This window comes from Kineococcus sp. G2 (assembly GCF_037154035.1).
In the GTDB taxonomy this organism is placed as follows: Bacteria; Actinomycetota; Actinomycetes; order Actinomycetales; family Kineococcaceae; genus Kineococcus.
In genome coordinates this window covers 1-18,918 of sequence record NZ_JBBBEM010000065.1, presented here as the reverse complement: position 1 = coordinate 18,918, position 18,918 = coordinate 1, and the positions used below count along the sequence as shown (strand labels likewise).

At 75.3% G+C, this 18,918-nt stretch carries 15 protein-coding genes and 2 pseudogenes; 5 read left to right on the top strand and 12 right to left on the bottom strand.

Annotation, left to right across the window (positions count from 1 at the left end):
* Positions 1-264, top strand: a pseudogene (locus V9U69_RS10780) (MATE family efflux transporter); the annotation flags it as partial.
* 19 nt (positions 265-283) lie between these two features.
* On the opposite strand, the gene V9U69_RS10775 reads toward V9U69_RS10780, so the two are convergent.
* From V9U69_RS10775 to V9U69_RS10745, 7 genes are all read right to left on the bottom strand, one after another.
* Positions 284-1,801: a GGDEF domain-containing protein gene (locus V9U69_RS10775; protein WP_337061795.1), complete on the bottom strand. Its 1,518-nt coding sequence runs from the start codon at positions 1,799-1,801 to the stop codon at positions 284-286.
* A 130-nt stretch (positions 1,802-1,931) separates the two neighbouring features.
* Positions 1,932-2,384, bottom strand: coding sequence for a 50S ribosomal protein L9 (rplI, locus tag V9U69_RS10770; protein ID WP_337061794.1), 453 nt, complete (start codon positions 2,382-2,384; stop codon positions 1,932-1,934).
* Positions 2,385-2,398: 14 nt separating this feature from the next.
* The gene (rpsR, locus tag V9U69_RS10765) at positions 2,399-2,635 is read right to left on the bottom strand and encodes a 30S ribosomal protein S18 (protein ID WP_012085900.1); all 237 of its coding nucleotides are present in this window, start codon (positions 2,633-2,635) and stop codon (positions 2,399-2,401) included.
* A 140-nt stretch (positions 2,636-2,775) separates the two neighbouring features.
* Positions 2,776-3,351 carry a single-stranded DNA-binding protein gene (locus V9U69_RS10760; protein ID WP_337061793.1) on the bottom strand — a complete coding sequence of 192 codons (576 nt, stop codon included), beginning with the start codon at positions 3,349-3,351 and terminating at the stop codon, positions 2,776-2,778.
* Positions 3,351-3,647: a 30S ribosomal protein S6 gene (rpsF, locus tag V9U69_RS10755; RefSeq protein ID WP_242123198.1), complete on the bottom strand. Its 297-nt coding sequence runs from the start codon at positions 3,645-3,647 to the stop codon at positions 3,351-3,353. Before rpsF ends, V9U69_RS10760 begins: the two co-directional genes overlap by 1 nt.
* Before the next feature lie 222 nt (positions 3,648-3,869).
* The gene (locus tag V9U69_RS10750; protein WP_337061790.1) at positions 3,870-5,321 is read right to left on the bottom strand and encodes a glycosyltransferase 87 family protein; all 1,452 of its coding nucleotides are present in this window, start codon (positions 5,319-5,321) and stop codon (positions 3,870-3,872) included.
* A gap of 14 nt (positions 5,322-5,335) precedes the next feature.
* A complete protein-coding gene (locus V9U69_RS10745) occupies positions 5,336-7,639 on the bottom strand; it encodes a transglycosylase domain-containing protein (protein WP_337061789.1) in 2,304 nt (767 codons plus the stop codon).
* A 325-nt stretch (positions 7,640-7,964) separates the two neighbouring features.
* Between V9U69_RS10745 and V9U69_RS10740 the strand changes: the two genes are divergently transcribed.
* Entirely contained in the window at positions 7,965-9,272 is a 1,308-nt protein-coding gene (locus tag V9U69_RS10740) for an MFS transporter (protein ID WP_337061787.1), read from the top strand.
* A 73-nt stretch (positions 9,273-9,345) separates the two neighbouring features.
* On the opposite strand, the gene V9U69_RS10735 is transcribed toward V9U69_RS10740, so the two are convergent.
* The 5 genes from V9U69_RS10735 to V9U69_RS10715 all read right to left on the bottom strand — a co-directional run bounded on the left by V9U69_RS10735 (position 9,346) and on the right by V9U69_RS10715 (position 16,295).
* A complete protein-coding gene (locus V9U69_RS10735) occupies positions 9,346-11,169 on the bottom strand; it encodes a hypothetical protein (RefSeq protein ID WP_337061785.1) in 1,824 nt (607 codons plus the stop codon).
* Between the two features lie 129 nt (positions 11,170-11,298).
* Positions 11,299-13,623 carry a molybdopterin-dependent oxidoreductase gene (locus tag V9U69_RS10730; RefSeq protein WP_337061784.1) on the bottom strand — a complete coding sequence of 775 codons (2,325 nt, stop codon included), beginning with the start codon at positions 13,621-13,623 and terminating at the stop codon, positions 11,299-11,301.
* Positions 13,624-13,669: 46 nt separating this feature from the next.
* Entirely contained in the window at positions 13,670-14,209 is a 540-nt protein-coding gene (locus V9U69_RS10725; RefSeq protein WP_337061782.1) for a Uma2 family endonuclease, read from the bottom strand.
* Positions 14,210-14,889: 680 nt separating this feature from the next.
* Positions 14,890-15,318 carry a hypothetical protein gene (locus V9U69_RS10720; protein ID WP_337061780.1) on the bottom strand — a complete coding sequence of 143 codons (429 nt, stop codon included), beginning with the start codon at positions 15,316-15,318 and terminating at the stop codon, positions 14,890-14,892.
* Positions 15,319-15,425: 107 nt separating this feature from the next.
* Entirely contained in the window at positions 15,426-16,295 is an 870-nt protein-coding gene (locus V9U69_RS10715; RefSeq protein WP_337061779.1) for a tyrosine-type recombinase/integrase, read from the bottom strand.
* A gap of 218 nt (positions 16,296-16,513) precedes the next feature.
* Between V9U69_RS10715 and V9U69_RS19320 the strand changes: the two are divergent.
* The 3 genes and pseudogenes from V9U69_RS19320 to V9U69_RS10700 all read left to right on the top strand — a co-directional run.
* Positions 16,514-16,624 (top strand): annotated as a pseudogene (locus V9U69_RS19320) (type II toxin-antitoxin system VapB family antitoxin); the annotation flags it as partial.
* Positions 16,625-16,794: 170 nt separating this feature from the next.
* On the top strand, positions 16,795-17,208 hold the full coding sequence (locus V9U69_RS10705) for a PIN domain-containing protein (RefSeq protein ID WP_337061776.1): 414 nt from the start codon (positions 16,795-16,797) through the stop codon (positions 17,206-17,208).
* Positions 17,209-17,354: 146 nt separating this feature from the next.
* The gene (locus V9U69_RS10700) at positions 17,355-18,575 is read left to right on the top strand and encodes a hypothetical protein (RefSeq protein WP_337061775.1); all 1,221 of its coding nucleotides are present in this window, start codon (positions 17,355-17,357) and stop codon (positions 18,573-18,575) included.
* The last annotated feature ends 343 nt before the right edge of the window (positions 18,576-18,918 follow it).

Sequence of the window (18,918 nt, the reverse complement as noted above, 5' to 3'; positions counted from 1 at the left end):
AGCCTGCCGGTGGCCGGCTGGGTGTTCGTGCTGGACGGGGTGCTCATCGGTGCCGGTGACGGGCGGTACCTGGCGCGCGCCGGGGTGGTGACCCTGGCGGCGTACGCGCCGCTGGCGCTGCTGGTGCTGGCCGTGGCGCCGCCGGGCCGCGCGGGGCTGGTGTGGCTGTGGGTGTCCTTCGCGGGCGCCTACTCCGCGGCCCGGCTGCTGACGCTGGTGCGGCGGGAGCGCTCCGGCGCCTGGGTGGTCACCGGCGCCGGCTGAGCCGGTGCCCGCCGCCCGGTCAGCCGACGGGCTGCGCGGGCGGCGGCACCGGCTGGGCGGCGGGCGCGGGGACCGGCGCGGGAGCCGGCGCGGGGGGAACCGCCGCTGCCCGGCCGGCCGGCACGACCCGGTCGCGGCCGGCGTGCTTGGCCTCGTACAGCGCCTCGTCGACCCGGGCGACGAGGGCGGCGAGGGGCTCGGCGCGGTCCCACTCGGCGACACCGGCGGAGAACGTCTGCCCCAGCGGGGTGCACGGTCGCAGCCGGCCCACCGCGGCGGCGGCGGCGTCCAGGTCGTGCTCCGGCAGCAGCACGAGGAACTCCTCCCCGCCCCAGCGGGCCAGGACACCGCCGGTGCCGGCCAGCCCGCCGGTCCAGGCGGCCGCCGCCTCCGACAGCAACCGGTCCCCCGCCGGGTGGCCGAAGGTGTCGTTGAAGCTCTTGAAGCGGTCCAGGTCGAGCAGCGCCACCGACAGCGGCTGGCCGCCGGCGAGCGCGGCCTGCTGCAGTCGGTGCAGCTCGGCGTCACCGCTGCGGCGGTTGGGCAGGCCGGTGAGGGCGTCGGTGCGGGCCAGCGCGGCCAGCTGCTCGGACTGCTGCTGCACGCGGGTGAGCAGCCCGGACATGCGCAGCACGACGAGGACGAAGAGGACCACGGAGCTGAGGCCGACCGCCCACGGCTCCGGGGACAGGCCCAGGGCGAGCTGCAGCAGCATCGTGCCGGGCGAGAGGAGGCTGGCGAGCATCAGCGCCAGCAGCCGGCCCCGGCTGAACTCCACGCCGGTGGTGGGCTGCACCTCCGTCAGCCGCCGCATCGAGGGGTGCAGGGCGGCGGCGGCGATGCACGCGTACGAGGCGAGCCAGCCGACGTCGAGGACCGGCGAGTAGACGCCGTCGAGGCTCTGCACCTGGTAGGCGCTGTCGCTGAAGAGCATGATCAGGATGCCGGCGCCGAGGAGGCGGAAGGAGGCGGTGCGGGCGCCGCTGGAGGTGAGCAGGCGCACCAGCAGCGCGAGCAGCAGCACGTCGCCGACGGGGTACAGGGCGGCCAGCACGCGCGTGGGCACGGAGGCGCTGCCGTCGGCCAGGGTGGGCTGCATGAGGAAGATCCAGCTCAGCAGCACGAACCCGATGGTGATGATGGCGGTGTCGATGACGCCCTCGCGGTCGCCGCGGCCGGTGCGCGAGCGCACGAACGACCACAGCCCCAGCGCCAGCAGGGGGTAGGCGGCGAGGTAGAGGGCGTCGGCCACCGAGGGGAACGGCTCGACGCCCACCACGAGCTCCAGGTAGGAGTACACGAGGTCGCCGAGCGCCCACGCGGCCACGCCGGCGGCGACGAGCCACCACCCGGTGGGGTTGCGGGGGCGGCGCAGGCGGGTGCCGAGGGCCACGAGCGCGGCGCAGGCGAGCCCGGCGAGGGCGTACACGGCGGAGCGCGCGAGCCCGTCCGGCAGGACGGCCCACGCGACGACGAGCGCCGGGGTGAGCACGCAGTGGGCCCGCAGGGACAGGGTCGCCAGGTCGGTGGTGCGCACGCGGTGGCATCGGCGCCCGCGGCGGCCGCCTGCAGCGGTGGGCACCCGTTCGGAGCAGGGCCCGTGGACGCGCGAGGGGCCGGCCGCGCGGTGCGCGACCGGCCCCTCACGGGGTGCGGTGGTGAGCCGCTCAGCCCTGGGCTGCGACGACGTCGATGGTGACGGTCGCCGAGACGTCGGGGTGCAGGCGCACGAGCGCCTTGTGCACGCCGACGGTGCGGATCGGCTGGGGCAGCTCGACCTTGCGCTTGTCGATCGCCGGGCCACCGGCGGCGGTCACGGCCAGCGCCACGTCCGCCGGGGTGACGGCGCCGAACAGGCGCCCGCCCTGGCCGGCACGCGCGGCGTACGCCACGGTGCGCGACTCGATCGACTGCTTGACGGCCTTGGCGTCGTCGAGGCTGGCGATCTCGCGGGTCTTGCGGGCCTTGCGGATCGCCTCGACCTGCTTCTCGCCGCCCTTGGTCCACGGGGTGGCCAGGTTGCGCGGCAGGAGGTAGTTGCGGCCGTAGCCGTCCTTGACCTCCACGACGTCGCCGGGCGTGCCGAGGCCGGTCACCTCGTGGGTGAGGATGAGCTTCATCTCGTCCCTCCTCCTCAGCGCGCGGAGCTGCTGTAGGGCAGCAGCGCCATCTCGCGAGCGTTCTTGATCGCCTTGGCGATCTGACGCTGCTCCTGGACGGACACGCCCGTCACCCGGCGCGCGCGGATCTTGCCGCGGTCGGAGATGAACTTGCGCAGCAGCGCGGTGTCCTTGTAGTCGACGGCCTCGATCTTGGCCGCCTTGAGCGGGTTCTGCTTCTTCTTGGGCTTGCGCACGGGCACCTTGGCCATCGTGGTGCTCCCCTCTCGTGAGAGCCCGGGGTGCTGCCCCGGGATGACGTCGTTCGTGGTGCTCGGTGGGCCGCGGCGGGTGCCGCGGCGCACCGAGGGTCAGGCCGCGCGGGGCCTGGAGTGCTGCGGGGGCTCGTCCGTCAGAACGGCGGGTCGTCGTTGGACGAACCGCCCCAGCCGCCGCCGGACCCCTGCGAGGGGCCGGTGGCCCAGGGGTCGTCCTGCTGCTGCTGGCCGCCGCCGGAGCTCGCGCCCCAGCCGCCGCCACCGGAGTTGCCGCCGGGGTTGCCACCGCCGGAGTTGCCACCGCCGAAGCCGCCTCCGCCGCCGAACCCACCGCCGCCGCCGCCGCGCGAGGCCTTGGTGACCTTCGCGGTGGCGTAGCGCAGCGAGGGGCCGACCTCGTCGACCTGCATCTCGATGACGGTGCGCTTCTCGCCCTCCTTCGTGTCGAAGGTGCGCGACTGCAGGCGGCCGGTGACGACCACGCGCGTGCCGCGGGTGAGGGACTCGGCGACGTTCTCCGCCGCCTCGCGCCACACCGAGCAACGCATGAACAGCGTCTCGCCGTCCTTCCACTCGTTCGACTGGCGGTCGAACGTGCGGGGGGTGGAGGCGACGGTGAAGGAGGCCACGGCCGCACCCGAGGGGGTGAAGCGCAGCTCCGGGTCGTTGGTCAGGTTCCCGACCAGCGTGATGACGGTCTCGCCCGCCATCAGGCGGCCTCGGCGCGGAGCAGCTTCGTCCGCAGCACCGCCTCGTTGAGGTTCAGCTGGCGGTCCAGCTCCTGCGCCACGGCGGGCGTGGTGTTCAGCTCGACGACGGCGTAGATGCCCTCGGACTTCTTCTTGATGTCGTAGGCCAGGCGACGGCGGCCCCAGATGTCGACCTTGCCGACCTCGCCACCGCCCTGGCGGACCACGTTGAGGAACCGGTCGAGCGACGGGCCGACCGTGCGCTCCTCCAGCTCCGCGTCGAGGATCACCATGAGCTCGTACTGACGCGCGCTCATTCCCCACCTCCTTCGGTCTCAGGCGGCCACGGTCTCTCCGTGGCAGGAGGGTCTCGGTGCGTCGACCGCGCCCTGGACGGGCACGGAACCGCAGCAGTCTACCGGCCCCTCGGCACCCACCGTGCCGCACGGCCCGGGCGGCGCCCGCCCCGTCCACAGCGGACCCGGCCGGCCGGCGCCCGGCCGCTCCTGGGGACACCGCGGCGACCCCCGCCCCGCGGGTCAGGCCACCCGCACCACCAGCGCGTCCGCCCGCCCGTCCACGTCCCCGCCGGCCGGGTCGTCCAGCCCCTCGCCCCGCACCGGGTCGCGCCACGGCGAGCGCACGTCGCGCACCACCACGACGACCAGCCACGCCAGCGCGGCCAGGCGCAGCAGCAGGAACAGGGCGTAGAACTGCGGCGGCAGCGCCCGCTCGGGCGTGGACTGCCCGGCGATGAACAACCACACGGCACCGAAGGACGCCGCCTCCGCCGCCCACCACAGCAGGTGCTCGCGCCAGCGCGGCACGGCCAGCGCCGCCAGCGGCGCCAGCCACAGCGACGCCTGCACGGGGAACGCCGGGCCGAGCAGGCACACGCCCGCCACCAGCAGGAACGCCACCTGCGGCAGGCGCGGGCGGCGCGGCGCCCACAGCACCAGCAGGGCCACCAGCAGCACCCACGCGACCCAGGTGCACACCGTCAGGGCGGTCACCGCGCCGGGCGGCAGACCGGTCGCGTCCGCGTCGCCGCCGGCGCGCTCCACCAGCTGCGGCAGCAGCCACGGCGAGCCGTACCCGGCGGCGCGGCCGAACCAGTCGCGCAGGTGCGCGCTCCAGGCGTCGGGGGCGGCCAGCGCGACGGGGACGTTCACCGCCGCCCACGCGGCGAGCGCGACGGCGAGCGTCGTCAGCGCCGCCCGGCGGCGGCCGGCGCGCAGGGCGACGAGGGCGATCGCCAGGAGCAGCAGCAGCGGGTAGGTGCGGGCCGCGACGGCCAGGCCCAGGAGCAGGCCGGCGGTCACCGGGCGCCGCCGCGCCCACGCGGCCAGGCCGGCGGTGGCCAGGGCCACGCCCACCAGGTCGAAGGAGACCAGCGCGCTCAGCACCAGCAGCGGGCTCAGCGCCAGCAGGAGCGCGTCCCAGCGCCGGCGGGCCCCGGCGGCGACGGCCGCGGCGGCGACGGTGACGAGCGCGGCCAGGAGCACGACCACGGCGGCGGCGTCGAAGTAGCCGCGCTGGGCGTCGGCACCGGTGCCGTCGGGGGCGAACAGGCCCACCAGCCAGGCGAGCGCCGCGGTGAGCGGCGGCTGCCCCAGGGACACCCCGTCCGCGTAGGGGCCGAGCCCCGCCGCCAGGCCGGAGGAGGTGTAGACCACGGGCAGGTCGGAGTAGCAGGCGTGCGTGAACTGGTCCGGGGCGCTCCAGCCCAGCGCGCGGCAGCGGTGCTTGGTGAGCGCACCCAGCGCCACCAGCACCGACGTCAGCGCCAGGAGCACCGGCAGCGGCTGCGCCCACCACGGCACCCGGCCGGTGAGGCGGCGGCCGGCGGGGCCGCCGAGCACCTCGCTGGCCCCGCGCAGCACGGGGTCGGCCGCGGTGGGCGGCAGCGGGGTGGTCGGCTGCGGGGTGGTCGGCTGCGGGGTGGTCGGCTGCGGGGACGCGGGCGGGGGCGGGGGGGTGCCGGTGCTCACGGCAGCAGCTTGACCTACCCGTCGGCGCCGGCGGCGCTCGGTGCCGCGCTGCGGGCGGTGCGCTCCGCCTCCACCTCCGCCGTGCCGGTGCTCGCGGCCTCCTCCTCGTCCTCGCCGCCGCCGGTGGCGGTCGCGGTGGGGCGGGCGGAGGCGCTCGGGCGGGAGGTGGCGGTGGCCGTGCCGCTCGGGCGGGAGGTCGCGGTGGCCGACGAGGTGGCGCTCGGGCTGGACGTGGGCGAGTCGCCGTCGGTGGGCGAGGCGGTGGCCGTGCTCGTCGCCGACTCCGTGGCCGTCGCCGTGGGGGTGGAGGTGCGGGTCGACGTCGAGGAGGACGAGGACGACTCGCGCGAGGACGACGAGGACGGCCCGCGGGAGGAGCCCACGTAGGCGGGCTCGGGGAAGTCCAGCTCCTCGGTGCCCTCCAGCGCGTCCTCCATGAAGTCGGTCCAGATCCGCACCGGGTACGAGCCGCCGGTGACCTCGCCGCCGCCCAGGTCCAGCGACTGCGCCTCGCCGTCCGGGCCGGACTGGTACAGCGCCACGGACGCCGCCAGCTGCGGGGTGTAGCCGGCGAACCAGGCGGACTTGTTGCTGGAGGAGGTGCCGGTCTTGCCGGCCGCGGGGCGGCCGAGGTTGCGCGCGTAGCGGCCGCTGCCCTGCTGCACGACCTGCTGCATGGCGTACGTGGCGTCGGCGATGACGTCCTCGGAGAAGACGCGCTCCTGCGCCGGGGAGGCGGTGTAGGTGCGGGTGCCGTCGGCGTCGGTGACGCTGACGATGGTGTGCCAGTCGGTGCGCACGCCCTGCGCGGCGAAGGTGGCGTAGGCCTGCGTGACGTCGATGGGGTGCGGGGAGGCGGTGCCGAGCACGTTGGAGATGGTGGTGTCCTCGTCGGCCAGGCCCGCGGTGTCCTGCGGGTACCCGGCGCGGATCGCGACGTCCCGGGTGGCCTCGGGGCCGACCTCCTCGTTCAGCTGCGCGTACACGGTGTTCACCGAGTTCGCGGTGGCGGTGAGCAGGTTGATGCGCCCGTAGGAGGAACCACCGAAGTTCTTCACCGTCCAGCCGTCCACGGTCATGGGGCTGGCGCCGCTGAGGGTGGTGCGCAGCGAGGTCCCCTCCTCCAGGGCCGCCACCAGGGTGAACGGCTTGAAGGTGGAACCGGCCTGGGCGGTGTCCTGGGTGACGGCGTTGCGCTGGCGCTCGAGGTAGTCCGCCCCGCCGTACATGGCGACCACGCCGCCGGTGGCGGGGTCGATCGCGGACAGCGCCACGTGGAAGCCCTCGGGCAGGTCCTCCGGCAGCCGGTCCTGCACGGCCTCGACGGCCGCGGCCTGCGCCTGCGCGTCGAAGGTGGTGACGATGCTCAGGCCGCCGCGCTCGACCTCCTCCTCGGTGAGGCCGACGGTGCTGCTGGTCAGCTCCCGCTTGACGGTGTCCAGCAGGTAGCCCTCGGGCCCGGCGAGCTCGTTGTCGTCGGTGTCCTCGACCGTCTCCGGCAGCCCCGCCTGCGCGCGCTCCTCGGCGCTCAGCCAGCCCTCCTCGACCATGCCGTCGAGGACGTAGTCGACGCGCTGGGCGGCGGCCTCGGCGTCGTTGCGGGGGTCGTAGTTGCGCGGTGCCTTCAGCACGGCGGCCAGCAGCGCGCCCTGGGAGGCGTTCAGCTGCTCCACGTCGACGCCGAAGTACTCCTGCGCGGCGGCCTGGATGCCGTAGGCGCCGCGGCCGAAGTAGACGGTGTTGAGGTAGTCCTCGAGCGTCTCCGCCTTCGACTGCTGCTGGTCGATCTTCAGCGCGATGAAGAACTCCTTGAGCTTGCGCGTGTACGTCTGCTCGGAGGACAGGTAGTAGTTCTTCACGTACTGCTGGGTGATGGTCGAGCCGCCCTGCTGGGTGCCGTCGCTGATGTTGCTCCACAGCGCGCGGGCGATGCCGCTGGGCGAGACGCCCCGGTTCTCGTAGAAGGAGCGGTCCTCGGCGGCCAGGACGGCGTGCTGCACGACCTCCGGCACCTGCTCGATGTCCACGTCCTGCCGGTTGACCTCGGAGAAGGTGCCGATGGGGGTGGTGCCGTCGGAGTAGTAGACGGTGCTGGTCTGCGCGTCGGCGAGCTCGTTGGGGTCCGGCACGTCCACCAGCGCGTACGCGGTGGCGAAGCCGGCCAGGCCCAGCACCACGCCGACGGCGAACAGTCCGCCGAGCCACGCCAGGACGCGGCGGCCCCGGCGACGGCGCGCGGGGGGACGGGTGGCTCCCCGCCGGACCGGCTGCTGCGGACGGCGGGACGACGGGGCGGGGTGGGGACGGCGTGCAGCCACTGCGGTCTGGTCCTCCGGGCGTCGGTGCGCGGTGCGAGCCGGGCTCGCGTCGCGGCGCGGGTGCGCTGCCGGTGCATCGGCAGTCGCCGGCCGGATCTTCAGCGGGGCCGGGCGCACCCGGGCCCCCACCCACCGGCCGTCCCAGTATGCGCGCCGCCCGGTGCACCGCCCGCCACGCGGTGCACCCGCGCCGGGTGTGCACGAGACCTCCACCACCGCCCCGGCCCACCGGCACCGCGGGGCACCGGCGCCGCGGGGCACCGGCGCCGCGGGGCACCGGCACCGCGGAGCACCGGGGCGGTGGGGGTCGACGTAGCGTGGCGGCGTGCCGCGCACCGGGGTCCTCGCAGAGCTCGCGCGGCTGGGCCGCACCCCCCGCTACCGCCACCTGCTGGGGGTGCGACTGGCCGGGCAGTCCGCCGACGGCGCCTTCCAGGCCGGTCTCGCGTCGCTGTTCTTCTTCTCCCCCGAGCGGCAGGCCAGCCCCGAGCAGGTGGCGCTCGCCGCGGCGGTGCTGCTGCTGCCGTTCACGGTGGTGGGCCCGTGGGCGGGGGTGCTGCTGGACCGCCGCCCGCGCCGCTCGGTGCTGGGTGTGGGCAACCTGCTGCGCGCCGCGCTGGCGGTGGGCGCCGCCGCCGCCCTGGCCGCCGGGGCGGGGGACGTGCTCGTGGGTGCGCTGGCGCTGGCCGTGCTGTCCGTGAACCGCGCGCTGCTGGCGGGGCTGTCGGCGGCCCTGCCGCGGGTGGTGGACCCCGGGCAGCTGGTCGTCGCGAACTCGGTGACCCCCAGCGCGGGCACCGTCGCCGCCGGGGCGGGGGCGGCGGTCACGGTGGCGCTGACGGCCGCCGCCGGCACGGGCGGGTCCGCGGACGTGGTCGCGCTGCTGGCGGCGGCGAGCGGGTACCTGCTGGCCGGCGCGCTGGCGCTGCGCTTCCCGCGCGGGGTGCTGGGCCCGGACCCGGCGGCCCGGCCCGTCGCGGTGCGCGACGCCTGGGCGGTGGTGCGCGACAGCGGGCGCGACGTGGTGGCGGGCGTGGCGCACCTGCGCGAGCGCCGGGCCGCGGCGGGCGCCCTCGGCCTGGTGGCGTGGCACCGGTGGTCGTTCGGCCTGACGACGGTGGCGGTGGTGGTGCTGTGCCGCCGCGTCCTGGGCGAGGGGGACCCCGCCGCCGGGCTGGCCGCGCTGGGCGTGCTGCTGAGCGCGGTGGCCGCGGGTTCCGCTGCGGCGGCGGTGCTGGCGCCGTGGGGTGTGCGGTACGGCCGGCTGCGCGGCTGGATCGGCGGCTGCCTGCTCGTGGCCGGCGCCGGGCAGCTCGTGGTGGGGTTCGGCGCCTCCCTCGCGGTCCTGGCGGCGGCCGCGGCGGCGCTCGGCCTCGGTGGGCAGGGCGCGAAGATCGGGGTGGACACGGTCGTGCAGCGCAGCGTCGACGACGCCTACCGCGGGCGGGTGTTCACCGCGTACGACCTGGTGTTCAACGTCAGCTACTGCCTGGCGTGCGGGGCGGCGGTGCTGGTGGTGCCGGCGGACGGGCGGCTGGGCGCGGTGGCCGTGCTGCTCGCCGGCGGGTACGCGGCGCTGGCGTTCGCGCTGGCGCGGCACCCCGGCGGGGTGCGCACCACCGCGACGACCTGACGGGGCACCTCACGGGGCGACTCGACACGACGCACCACCGCGGCGGTCCGACGCGGCGACCCGGTGGGCCCGCTCAGGACGGCGACGGGACCTCCGCCGGGGTGGACCGCGCCGGGCCGGGCCCTGCCGCGCCGGGCTCCGCGGGGCCGGGGGCGCGCGGGGTGAACCCGCCCGCGGTGACGGGCGGGGCCTCGGGCACCGACGGCGAGGTCGGCGTGGAGGTCGACGGGGTCGGCTCCTGCGGCGGGGTGACCGGCGGGGTGACCGGCGGGGTGACCGGCGGGGGGCCGGTGGTGGCCGGGGGCGTCCCGGGCGGCGGCGTCCCGGGTGCCGGGGGGCTCGGCGCCGGCGGGCTCGGCTGGGCCGGAGGTGACGGCCTGGCCGGCGACGGCACGGCGGGTTCCTCCGCGGCCGGCGGCGGCACGACCGGCGACGCGGGCACCACCGGCACCGAGGTGGCCGCGGGAGGGCGGAGCGGCCCCGCCGTCGCGCCGGGCGCTGCACCCGCCGGCGTTCCCGGCGACGGCGCGGACGGGCCGGCGGGAGCGCTCGGGGTGGACGCGGGAGCACCCGTGCGGCCCGGCGCCCGCCTCGTCGCGGTGGGCGCGCCCGCCTCCCGGTCCACGTCCGCGTCCGCCCCCTCGTCCGACGGCTGCTGCGCGGAGGGCTCGGGCGCGACGGGCGCCGACGTGGGCAGGACACCGGTCGGCGGCGGCTGCACGATCGCCACCGGGTTCGGCACCTCGTCCAGGCGGCCCTGCTGGACGGCGGTGACCGCGATGGCCGTGCCGGCGGTGGCCAGCAGCAGGGCGCCGACGACCACCGCGAGGGGGCGGCGGGGCAGCGTGCGCACGCGGCTGGGGCGTGCCGCGGCGGGCGGCGGCACGGGGAGCGGGGCCACCCACGCGTCCAGCCCCTCGGGTGCCGGGGCGGGCACGGCGACGGCGCGCACGGCGTTGATCCAGCCCGGCAACCGGTCGGGACGCTGGCGGGGGTCCTCGGCCAGCCCCTGCAGGAGCAGGTCGGCGATGCGCGGGTGGTGGGTCGCGGTGTGCGGGGCGGCGGCGAGCTGGCGGCGCACGAGCGCGGGGTCGAGGGCGCCGTCGGGGCCGGTGGCGGGCGGCTGGCCGGTGAGGACGAACACGGCCGTCGCCGCGAAGGAGAAGACGTCGCCGGCCGTGGACGGCAGTCCCCCCGCCCGGACCTCGGGGGCGGCGTAGGGGCCGGCCCCGGGGTGGGACCCGTCGGCGCGCAGACCGCCGAGGCCGGCCCCGGCCAGGCGCACCCCGTCGCCGGCGAAGAACCCGCCCAGCCGCACGGTGCGCGGCGTGACGGCGCCGTGCACGAGCGGCGGGGAGTGGTCGGTGCCGCGGTGCAGCTCCTGCAGGATCCCCGCGGTGGTGGCCAGCACCGCGAAGCGCTCCTCGACGCTCGCGCCCGGGTCGTCGCGCAGCCAGTCGGCGACGGAGCGGCCGGGGGCCTGCTCGACGACGGCGTAGTTCCAGCCGTCCTCGGCGTCCGCCACGCGCCCCGGGGGGTGCGGGGCGGGGCCGCTGAAGGTGCTCAGGACCGCGGCGAGGCGCTCGTGCCGCACGCGCGTCAGCCCCTCGGCGCGTTCGCGCCACGTGCGTTCCACGGCGGCCGGGTCGGGGGCCGGCGTCCCGGCGTCCTCCTGCGGGCCGTCCGCGGCGACGGCGGGTCGCAGCGCCACGAGGGTGAACAGCGCCTCACCGGCCGCGGCGCGGTGGTCCAGGACGTGCCACGCCTCGTCGGGCCCGTCGGCCTCCCCGAGCAGCTCGTAGCGGTCCGGGTCCCCCGGCGGCCCGGCGCGGTGCCGGACCACGGAGGGGACGTCGGACGCGGAGGTCAGCCCGTCGTCCGGCCAGCCCTCGGTCACCTGTGGCACCTCCGCGCCTCGGCGGTGCGGCGAGCGCACCTGGATGGGCGACCATGATGCCTCAGGTGTGGTCCGAACGGGTGAATCCCCGGCCGGGCGGACCGCGCGCCCGGCCGGGGCCGGCGGCGCTCAGGCGGGGGGCGTCGCGGCGGGCCGGGCGAGCACGGGCCGGTCGAACACCGTCACCCTCGGCACCGGCCCGGTGTGCGCGCTCACCTGCACGGCGGCGTGCTGGCCCGTGCACGCCTGCGCGAGGCGGGAGGAGCCCACGTCGCGGGTGAGGACGTTGACGTTGCCGTAGCCGCAGGTGACGCCCGCCTCGGCGCCGGCGACGGGGTCCCACCAGGCGCCGGTGGACATCTGCACCACGCCGCGGCGCACCGCGTCGGAGACCACCAGGCCGCCCAGGCAGCTGCCGCGCCGGCTGCGCACCACGACGACCTGCCCGTCGGCCAGGCCGCGCGCGGTGGCGTCGTCCGGGTGCACCCGCACCGGTTCGCGCCCGGCGACCTTGCCGGCCTGGGAGTGGGCGCCGTGGTCGAGCTGGCTGTGCAGGCGGGTGGCCGGGTTGTTCGCCACCAGGTGCAGCGGGAACTCCTCGTCGGGCGCCTCGTCGGTGGGCAGGTGCACGGGGTGGCCGGGGCAGTCGTCGTAGCCGAAACCCGCCACGGTGCGCGAGTGCAGCTCGATGCGGCCGCTGGGGGTGCGCAGCGGGAACCGCTGCGGGTCGGCGCGGAAGGAGGCGAACATCACCTTCTCCTCCGGCTCGTCGGGCAGGAGGAACTCCCCCGCCTCGCGGAACTCCCGGTACGGCGGTGGGGTGAGGCCCGCGCGGGCGGCGGGCCCGGTGCGCCACTCCTCGTACAGGTGCTCGACCCACTGCCGCGCGGTGCGACCCTCGGTGAACCGCTCCCCCGCGCCGAGGCGCTGCGCGAGCCCGGCGAGGACCGAGTAGTCGTCGCGGGCCTCGCCCAGCGGTTCGTGCACGCGGCCCATGTGGATCAGGCGGTCGTCGTAGCGGGCGGCGCCGACGTCCTCGCGCTCCAGGGTGGTGGTGGTGGCCAGCACGACGTCGGCGTGCCGGGCGGTGGTCGTCCAGAACGGTTCCTGCACCACGACGGTCTCGGCGGCCCGGAACGCGCGGCGCAGCCGCTGCAGGTCCTGGTGGTGGTGGAACGGGTTGCCGCCGGCCCAGTGCACCAGGCGCAGGTGCGGGTAGACCTCGTGCCGGCCGTCGACCTCGTACGGCTCACCGGGGTGCAGCAGGGCGTCGGCGATGCGGGCGACGGGGATGCGCACGCGCAGCGGGTCGGCGAACTGCGGCAGCGTGGGCAGCGGGTAGTGGCCGGAGCGGCGCCCGACACCGCCGGTGGAGGCGTAGCCGTGCCCGAAACCCCCGCCGGGCAGGCCGATCTGCCCCAGGAGGCAGGCGAACGCCACCGCCGCCCACAGCGGCTGCTCGCCGAAGCGGGTGCGCGCCACGGACCAGCTGACGGTGACCATGGTGCGCCCGGCGGCGGCGCGGCGGGCCAGCTCCCGGATCGTCGCGGCGGGGACACCGGTGATCGGCTCGGCCCACTCGGGGGTCTTCACCACGCCGTCGTCCGCGCCGTCGAGGGAGGCGAGGAACTCCTCGCTGCCGGAGCAGCAGCGCTCCAGGAACCCCGCGTCGTGCAGTCCCTCCTCCACCAGCACCCGGCACATCGCCAGCAGCAGCGCGGCGTCGGTGCCGGGCACGGGGGCGATCCACTCGGCGTCCAGCTCGGCGGCGAGGTCGTCGCGCAGCGGGGAGACGAGCACGAACTCCGCGCCGCGGGCCTTCGCACCGCGCAGCCGCCCGGCGACCTCGTGGCGGCTGATGCCGCCGCTGGCGACCTCGGAGTTCTTCGCGGGCAGGCCGCCGAAGGCGAGGACGAGGTCGGTGTGCGCCTCGACGCTGGACAGCGCGGTGGGCGAGATGAGGGGTTCCTGGTTGCCGACGACGTGCGGCATGAGGACCTCGCCGACGCCGTGGCTGTAGGTCCACGACGAGCGCACGGCACCGCCGAGGCAGTGCGAGAAGCGGTGGATCTGGCTCTGCGCGTGGTGGAAGCGCCCGGCGCTGGCCCACCCGTAGGAACCGGCGAACACGGCGGTGGGCCCGTGCTCGTCCAGGACGCGGCGGTACTCGGCGGCGAGGCGGTCCAGCACCTCCTCCCACTCGACGGGGATGAACTCGTCCTCGCCGCGGCGCTCGTCCGGGCCGGGACCGTCCTCCCACCAGCCTCGGCGCACGTGCGGGCGCAGCACGCGGGCGGTGGGGGTGGCCGCGACGGGGACGTTGCCCAGCAGCGGCGAGGGGTCCGGGTCGTCGGGGTGGGGGTGGACGCTGACGCGGCCGTCGGCGTCGGTGGTGGCGGTGAACGCCCCCCAGTGCGAGGAGTGCGGGGTGCCGAGCGGGGTCGTCGTGCTCACGGCACCAGGATCGCCGATGCGCGGGCGTGCCCGGTGCGCGCCCGGCTCAGGCGAACAGCGCCTCGACGTCCAGGACGATCCCCCAGCGCTCCAGCTCGACCGCGCCCTCCGACAGGGCCCGGTCCAGCTCGTAGGCGCCGTCGACGAGGCGGTGCACGTACACCGTGTGGTCCCACGGGGAGACGATCCAGTGCTCGGGGCAGCCGTGGCGGGCGTGCTCGGCGGTGTTGCGCACCCAGTCCTTCGACTGGTTCGAGGGCGAGAGCACCTCGACGCACAGCAGCACCGGGCCGTCCCAGTACTGGGCCTCCTCGTCCACGTCGGCACCGGCCTGGATCACCATGACGTCCGGCTCGTACTTGTCCGGACCCGGCTTCCAGCCCCACGCGTCGTGGACCTGGTGCTCGGTGCCGCTCTCCAGCAGGTTCGCCGGTCGCCGAGCGATCCGCTGGTGCCGCCCCGTCACCACACCGCGCGGGATGAACGCCCCGTCCACGTACTCACCGCGGACGTCCTCGCCCAGCGCACGGCAGTCCTCCCAGGACATCGGGACGCCGTGGACGCCCTCGTGCACCTCAGCCGCCATGCCCCGAGCCCAGGCCCTGTCCTGCGGATCACGGCGGTGGCATACAGCCGTGATCGCGCGTGGATCGCGGGATGACCGTGACGTCGCGCGCAGCGCAGCATGGGCGCGCATCGGCTGCGGCTGAGCACTAGCCCGTGGTGCAGGGCGGCGCGCATGCTGGAGAGGTGCCCGTGTACGTGGTCTCCCTGCTGATGGACGAAGCGCGCCCGGACGCCGGATCCTCCAGCCGCCTGCAACGCCAGGTGATGGAGCGACCCCGGGTGGTCGAGCAGCGGTAGGCTCGCAGCCGCTTCGACGTGCTGCACCGGCCGGGGGTGGTCTCCGTCCTGGTGCGGGTGTGGGCCCGCGGCCCGGATGGTGCGCGCCGGCGGGCGCAGCAGCGTCTTCGCCGGCGGTGGCCGGTGCCGTTGGAGCAGGTGCGTGGGGTACGGGTGCAGCGTGTGCGCTGGCACGTGGGACGGCGTGGCCTGCACCGGGAGCTGGACGCGGTACCGCCTCGCCCACGCGGTGGTGGACCGGCTGGGGCCGGGGTGCGCCGGCCTGTGGGGTAGCGCTGGGCTTGTCCGGTCGGGTGCACGCTCGTGCGGAGAGGTGTCACTGAACGCGCGCGGACGGCGGGATGACCGTGAGGTCGTAGGCAGCGCGGCATCACCGGATGCAACTCCGAGGAGAACAGAGGATCAGTGCATCGGCTTGGCGCCATCGAGCAGTTCGGCCAGCAGTGACGGCAGCGAAGTCAGGCAGTCGTCCGTTGTCGAGCCGATCACGCCAGCGGCTCGCTCGGCGAGGACAGGGCGATTGAGGCTTGAGAGCAATTGGCTCAACGGCTCGCCTTCCACGCTGACGTCGCTCACGCGCCAGTGGCCGTGGGTGCCGCTCACCTGCAGGACGACATCGGTGCACATCGTGCCCCAGCCTCCTGCTGGCATCTGGCTGGTGAGGAGTGCGGGAAAGCGGGTCGCAAGCTCGCGCGTGGCTGCGCACCAGACGACCTCGCGGCGCCCGTCGCTGACGCCGACCTGGCCGGCCGCGAAGCCGTGCGGGACCAGGACGGCGTCGACAGCCTCCTGGAGTTGATCGACGGTGCTCGGCTGCTCGTCCCCTGGCATGGACCGAGTGTCCCGTGTGGCCCTGAACTCGACGGGCCTGGCAGGGGGGTGCGGTGCTGGAAGCACCACTCGCCATTCGGCAGAAGCGTGAAGTCGGAGCAGGCCCATCAGGTCCCCAACGCCGTGTACGCGGCGAGGATGTAGTTGGGGTGTCGGTCCAAGGTGGTGCGGGCCCGGTCGTAGCGCATCGTGGTGCGGGGGTCGGCGTGGCGAGCCGCGATCTGCACGTCTCTGAGGTCCACCCCGGCGTCGAGCACGGTGGTGACGTAGGTGTGGCGCAGCATGTGCGGGGGCATCCGAGGCAGCCGGATGCGGGCATCGGCGGCGAGGTGCTTGAGGCGGCGGGTCGCGGAGTGGCGGTCCAGGCGGCCGCCGCGGGTGTTCAGCAGCAGCGGCTGCCGTCCGTGGTCTCGTGAGCGGTCGCCGATGGCGCGGTCCACCGACCTCCCCACCGCCGGGGCGAGGGGGACCAGGACGACCTTGTGACCCTTGCCGACCACCCGCAGGACGCGGTGGCCGTGCTCCTCGCCGAGGTCGGCGATGTCCAGGGCGCAGGCTTCGAAGATGCGCAGGCCCAGCAGCCCGAGCAGGCACACCAGGGCGAAGTCGCACGGGTTGGCCGAGTCCCGCGAGGTGGCGAGCAGGGCTTCGAGCTGCAGGTGCGACAGGCCCAGGGTGGGCGACTCCGGTGGGACGTTGGGACGGCGGACGTAGTCAGCCGGGGGGTGCTCCAGGACGGCGTCGATGACGCAGGTGCGGTAGAAGCCGGCCACGACCGACATCCGCCGGGAGACGGTGGAGGCGGCGAAGCGCTGGGTCTCCTGCATCCACCGCACGTACAGCTCGATGTGCGGGCGGCGGGCCTGCAACGGGTCCAGGCCGCGCAGTTGGCACCAGGTGAGGTAGGCGCGCAGGTGGGATTCGGCGTGGCGTCGGGTCTCGCCGCGGTAGCGGGCCAGGTGGGCGGCGATGGCCAAGCGGAGTGGGTCGGTGCGCCATGTCCCGTCCCCGAGGGCGATGGGCAGGTGGTCAGGGGTGAGGCTCATGAAGGGGCGTGCTTCCGCCACACCTCATCGCGCCAGGCCCGTCACACCGCAAGCCGAGGTGGGTGCCGCAGGTCCGGGGTGGAGGCGGATGCCTCGACCTTCACGTACGTCAGGCTTATGATTGACGTACGTCGACCCCGGGAGCCTTCATGACCTACACGCACATCGACATCGATGACGATCTGCTGGGCCGGGCCGCTGGCGCGCTGGGCACCAAGCAGAAGAAGGACACCGTCGAAGCCGCCCTGCGCGCTGCCGTCGAGAAGGCGGAGAAGGACCAGGCGTGGAGCCACCTGTGGGGCTATGTCGACGCTGGCGGCTTCTCCAGCGATGTTCACCTCGAAGCTGAGCGTGAACACCTCGCCCATGAGCAGGCCAAGTTGGACGAGTACACACAACGGCCGGGCGGCAGCGGCAGCGAGGGCGCTGCGTGAGGTTTGTCCTCGACAACAGCGTCATCCAGCGCTTCAGCAAGCCGCGCGTCCGGGATGCCGTCGAGGCGTTGCGGGCTGATCACGAGCTGGTCATCTGCGGGCCGACCTTGCTCGAGGTCGGGGTCTCTGCCCGCAACGAGGCCGATCACCTGCGGCAGTCGCAGTACCTCACCGCGGCGATGCGCGTGCTCCACGGGTCACAGGAGGTGGACGTCCGAGCTCGGACCATCCAAGGCGGGCTCGTCGCCAAGGGGCAGCACCGCGGACCCGGCCCGGTGGACATCCTGGTCGCAGCTCATGCCGCCGTAGAAAGGGCCGCGGTCCTGCACTACGACCGGGACTTCGAGCTGATCGAAGAGTGCGCGGGCGTCCCGCAGCGGTGGGTGCTTCCGCGGGGAACGACCACATAGGGAACTGATCGACAGCAAGGACGGTCTGCGCCTTCGGCGGCCGTTCCTGCCAGGCTCATGACCGCCCGGACTGGCGGGATGACCGTGAAGTCGGTGCAGGTCTGCGGGGGTTACTGGAAGCGCCGTGGTCGGGTCAGGATGAGTCGATGCGGCGACTGAGGGCGAAGCGGGTCTTCGAGCTGTCGTCGGGGTTGTGGGTCGTGGACCGGGTGCACCCGGTCGCGGTCGTCCTCGACCCCGATGACGGGCAGGTGCGGCAGTTGGTGTCCTGGGCGCAGGAGCCGGCTCCACAGCAGTTGGGGGCCTTCCGGCGCATGTTCGCCGCCGACGACGGTCTGTGGGTGCAGGAGAACGCAGCGGGTGGCCCCTTGCTGCGCGTCGGCCTGGACGGTGTCCAGCACGCGGTGTGGACGAAGACGTCGCTGCTGGCGGCCGCCGGACCCGGCGGGGCGTGGTGCGCACGACCGACCGGTCCTCCGTGGCGGGTCGGATCGAGCGATCCGGAGCCGACGCCCCCCGCCACCGGGGACGTCCTGCTGCACGCAGCACCCGACGGCACCCTCACCGAAGTGCGGACCGACGCGGCGGTGGGCCTGGTGCACACCACGCGAGATGCGGCCTGGGTGCGCCTGGACCTGGCTCCCTGGAGGCCTGAGCCCACCGACTTCCCCGACGTGTCCTGGGTGTACTGGAGCAATCGGTGGGTGCGCCTGCCGTGGGGGCGGACACCCCCGGCCAGCATCCGCGCCGACGACGGCGTTCCCGAGGCGCCGCAGGCTTTCGAGGCCGCGCTCGACCTGGCCGCCGGCCCTTACGACCCCGCCAACGCGCAGGCGGCTGCGCAGCGTAAGCGTGTGGCCTTCGACGTGGAACGCGGCTTCGCGCCGTTGCGGAGCGGAGAGTGGCCGTGGCGGGTGCACCAGGACGGCGGATCCACCGTCCTGCGCGATCAGCGGTCCCGGGGTGGGCGGGAGGTGTCACTGGCGGCGGCGCAGGAGGTGGACATCAGCACGGGGTGCTGGCCGATCGTGCCGCGCCCGGTGGATGTCGACTCCTACCTGCAGCGGGTGCTGGCCGAGTTCGGCAGCTTGAGCGCGCACACGCTGGGCACGAGCGGCGGGCACACCCTGGACGGGCGTGACGTGGTGGACGCCCGCCTGCTCGGGCAGTGGCCCCGGGTGCGGCTGGAGTGGACGTTCGGGCACACCTCGCGGCCGGGTCTGGTGCTGCGCCGGCGGGTGGAGCTGTTCGACGAGGTCGGGCGCAAGGCGTACCCCGAGTACGCCGACGTCGCGCTGATGGAGGACCTGGACACCGGCCGGATCCCGCCCGCCGATCAAGCGCAGGACGGTGTCCTCGACATGTGACGGCATCTTGAGCTTGCTCCGCAGCTGCGACCGCCTCGCCCGGAAGTTGGCAAGTCCGTGAAGTCGCCGGCCGCGCTGACTGCGCGCTGTCCGCGGGATGACCGCGCGTTCGGACCCGCGGTGGACAACGGTGCTGCAGGCGGGAGCGAACACGCCGGGGTGGGCCGTCACTGCTCGGGCGTGTCGGTGGTGGTCTGCAGCGAGACCGTCCGGCAACCCGTGGTGATCTTGCACGGTTGAGCCCTCAATCGTGCGAGATCACCACGGGAGGGGACATCACGACATCGGCAAGATCGCGAAGTCGCCCCTCCATGATCCACAGGACACGGCCTAGCCCGCCTTC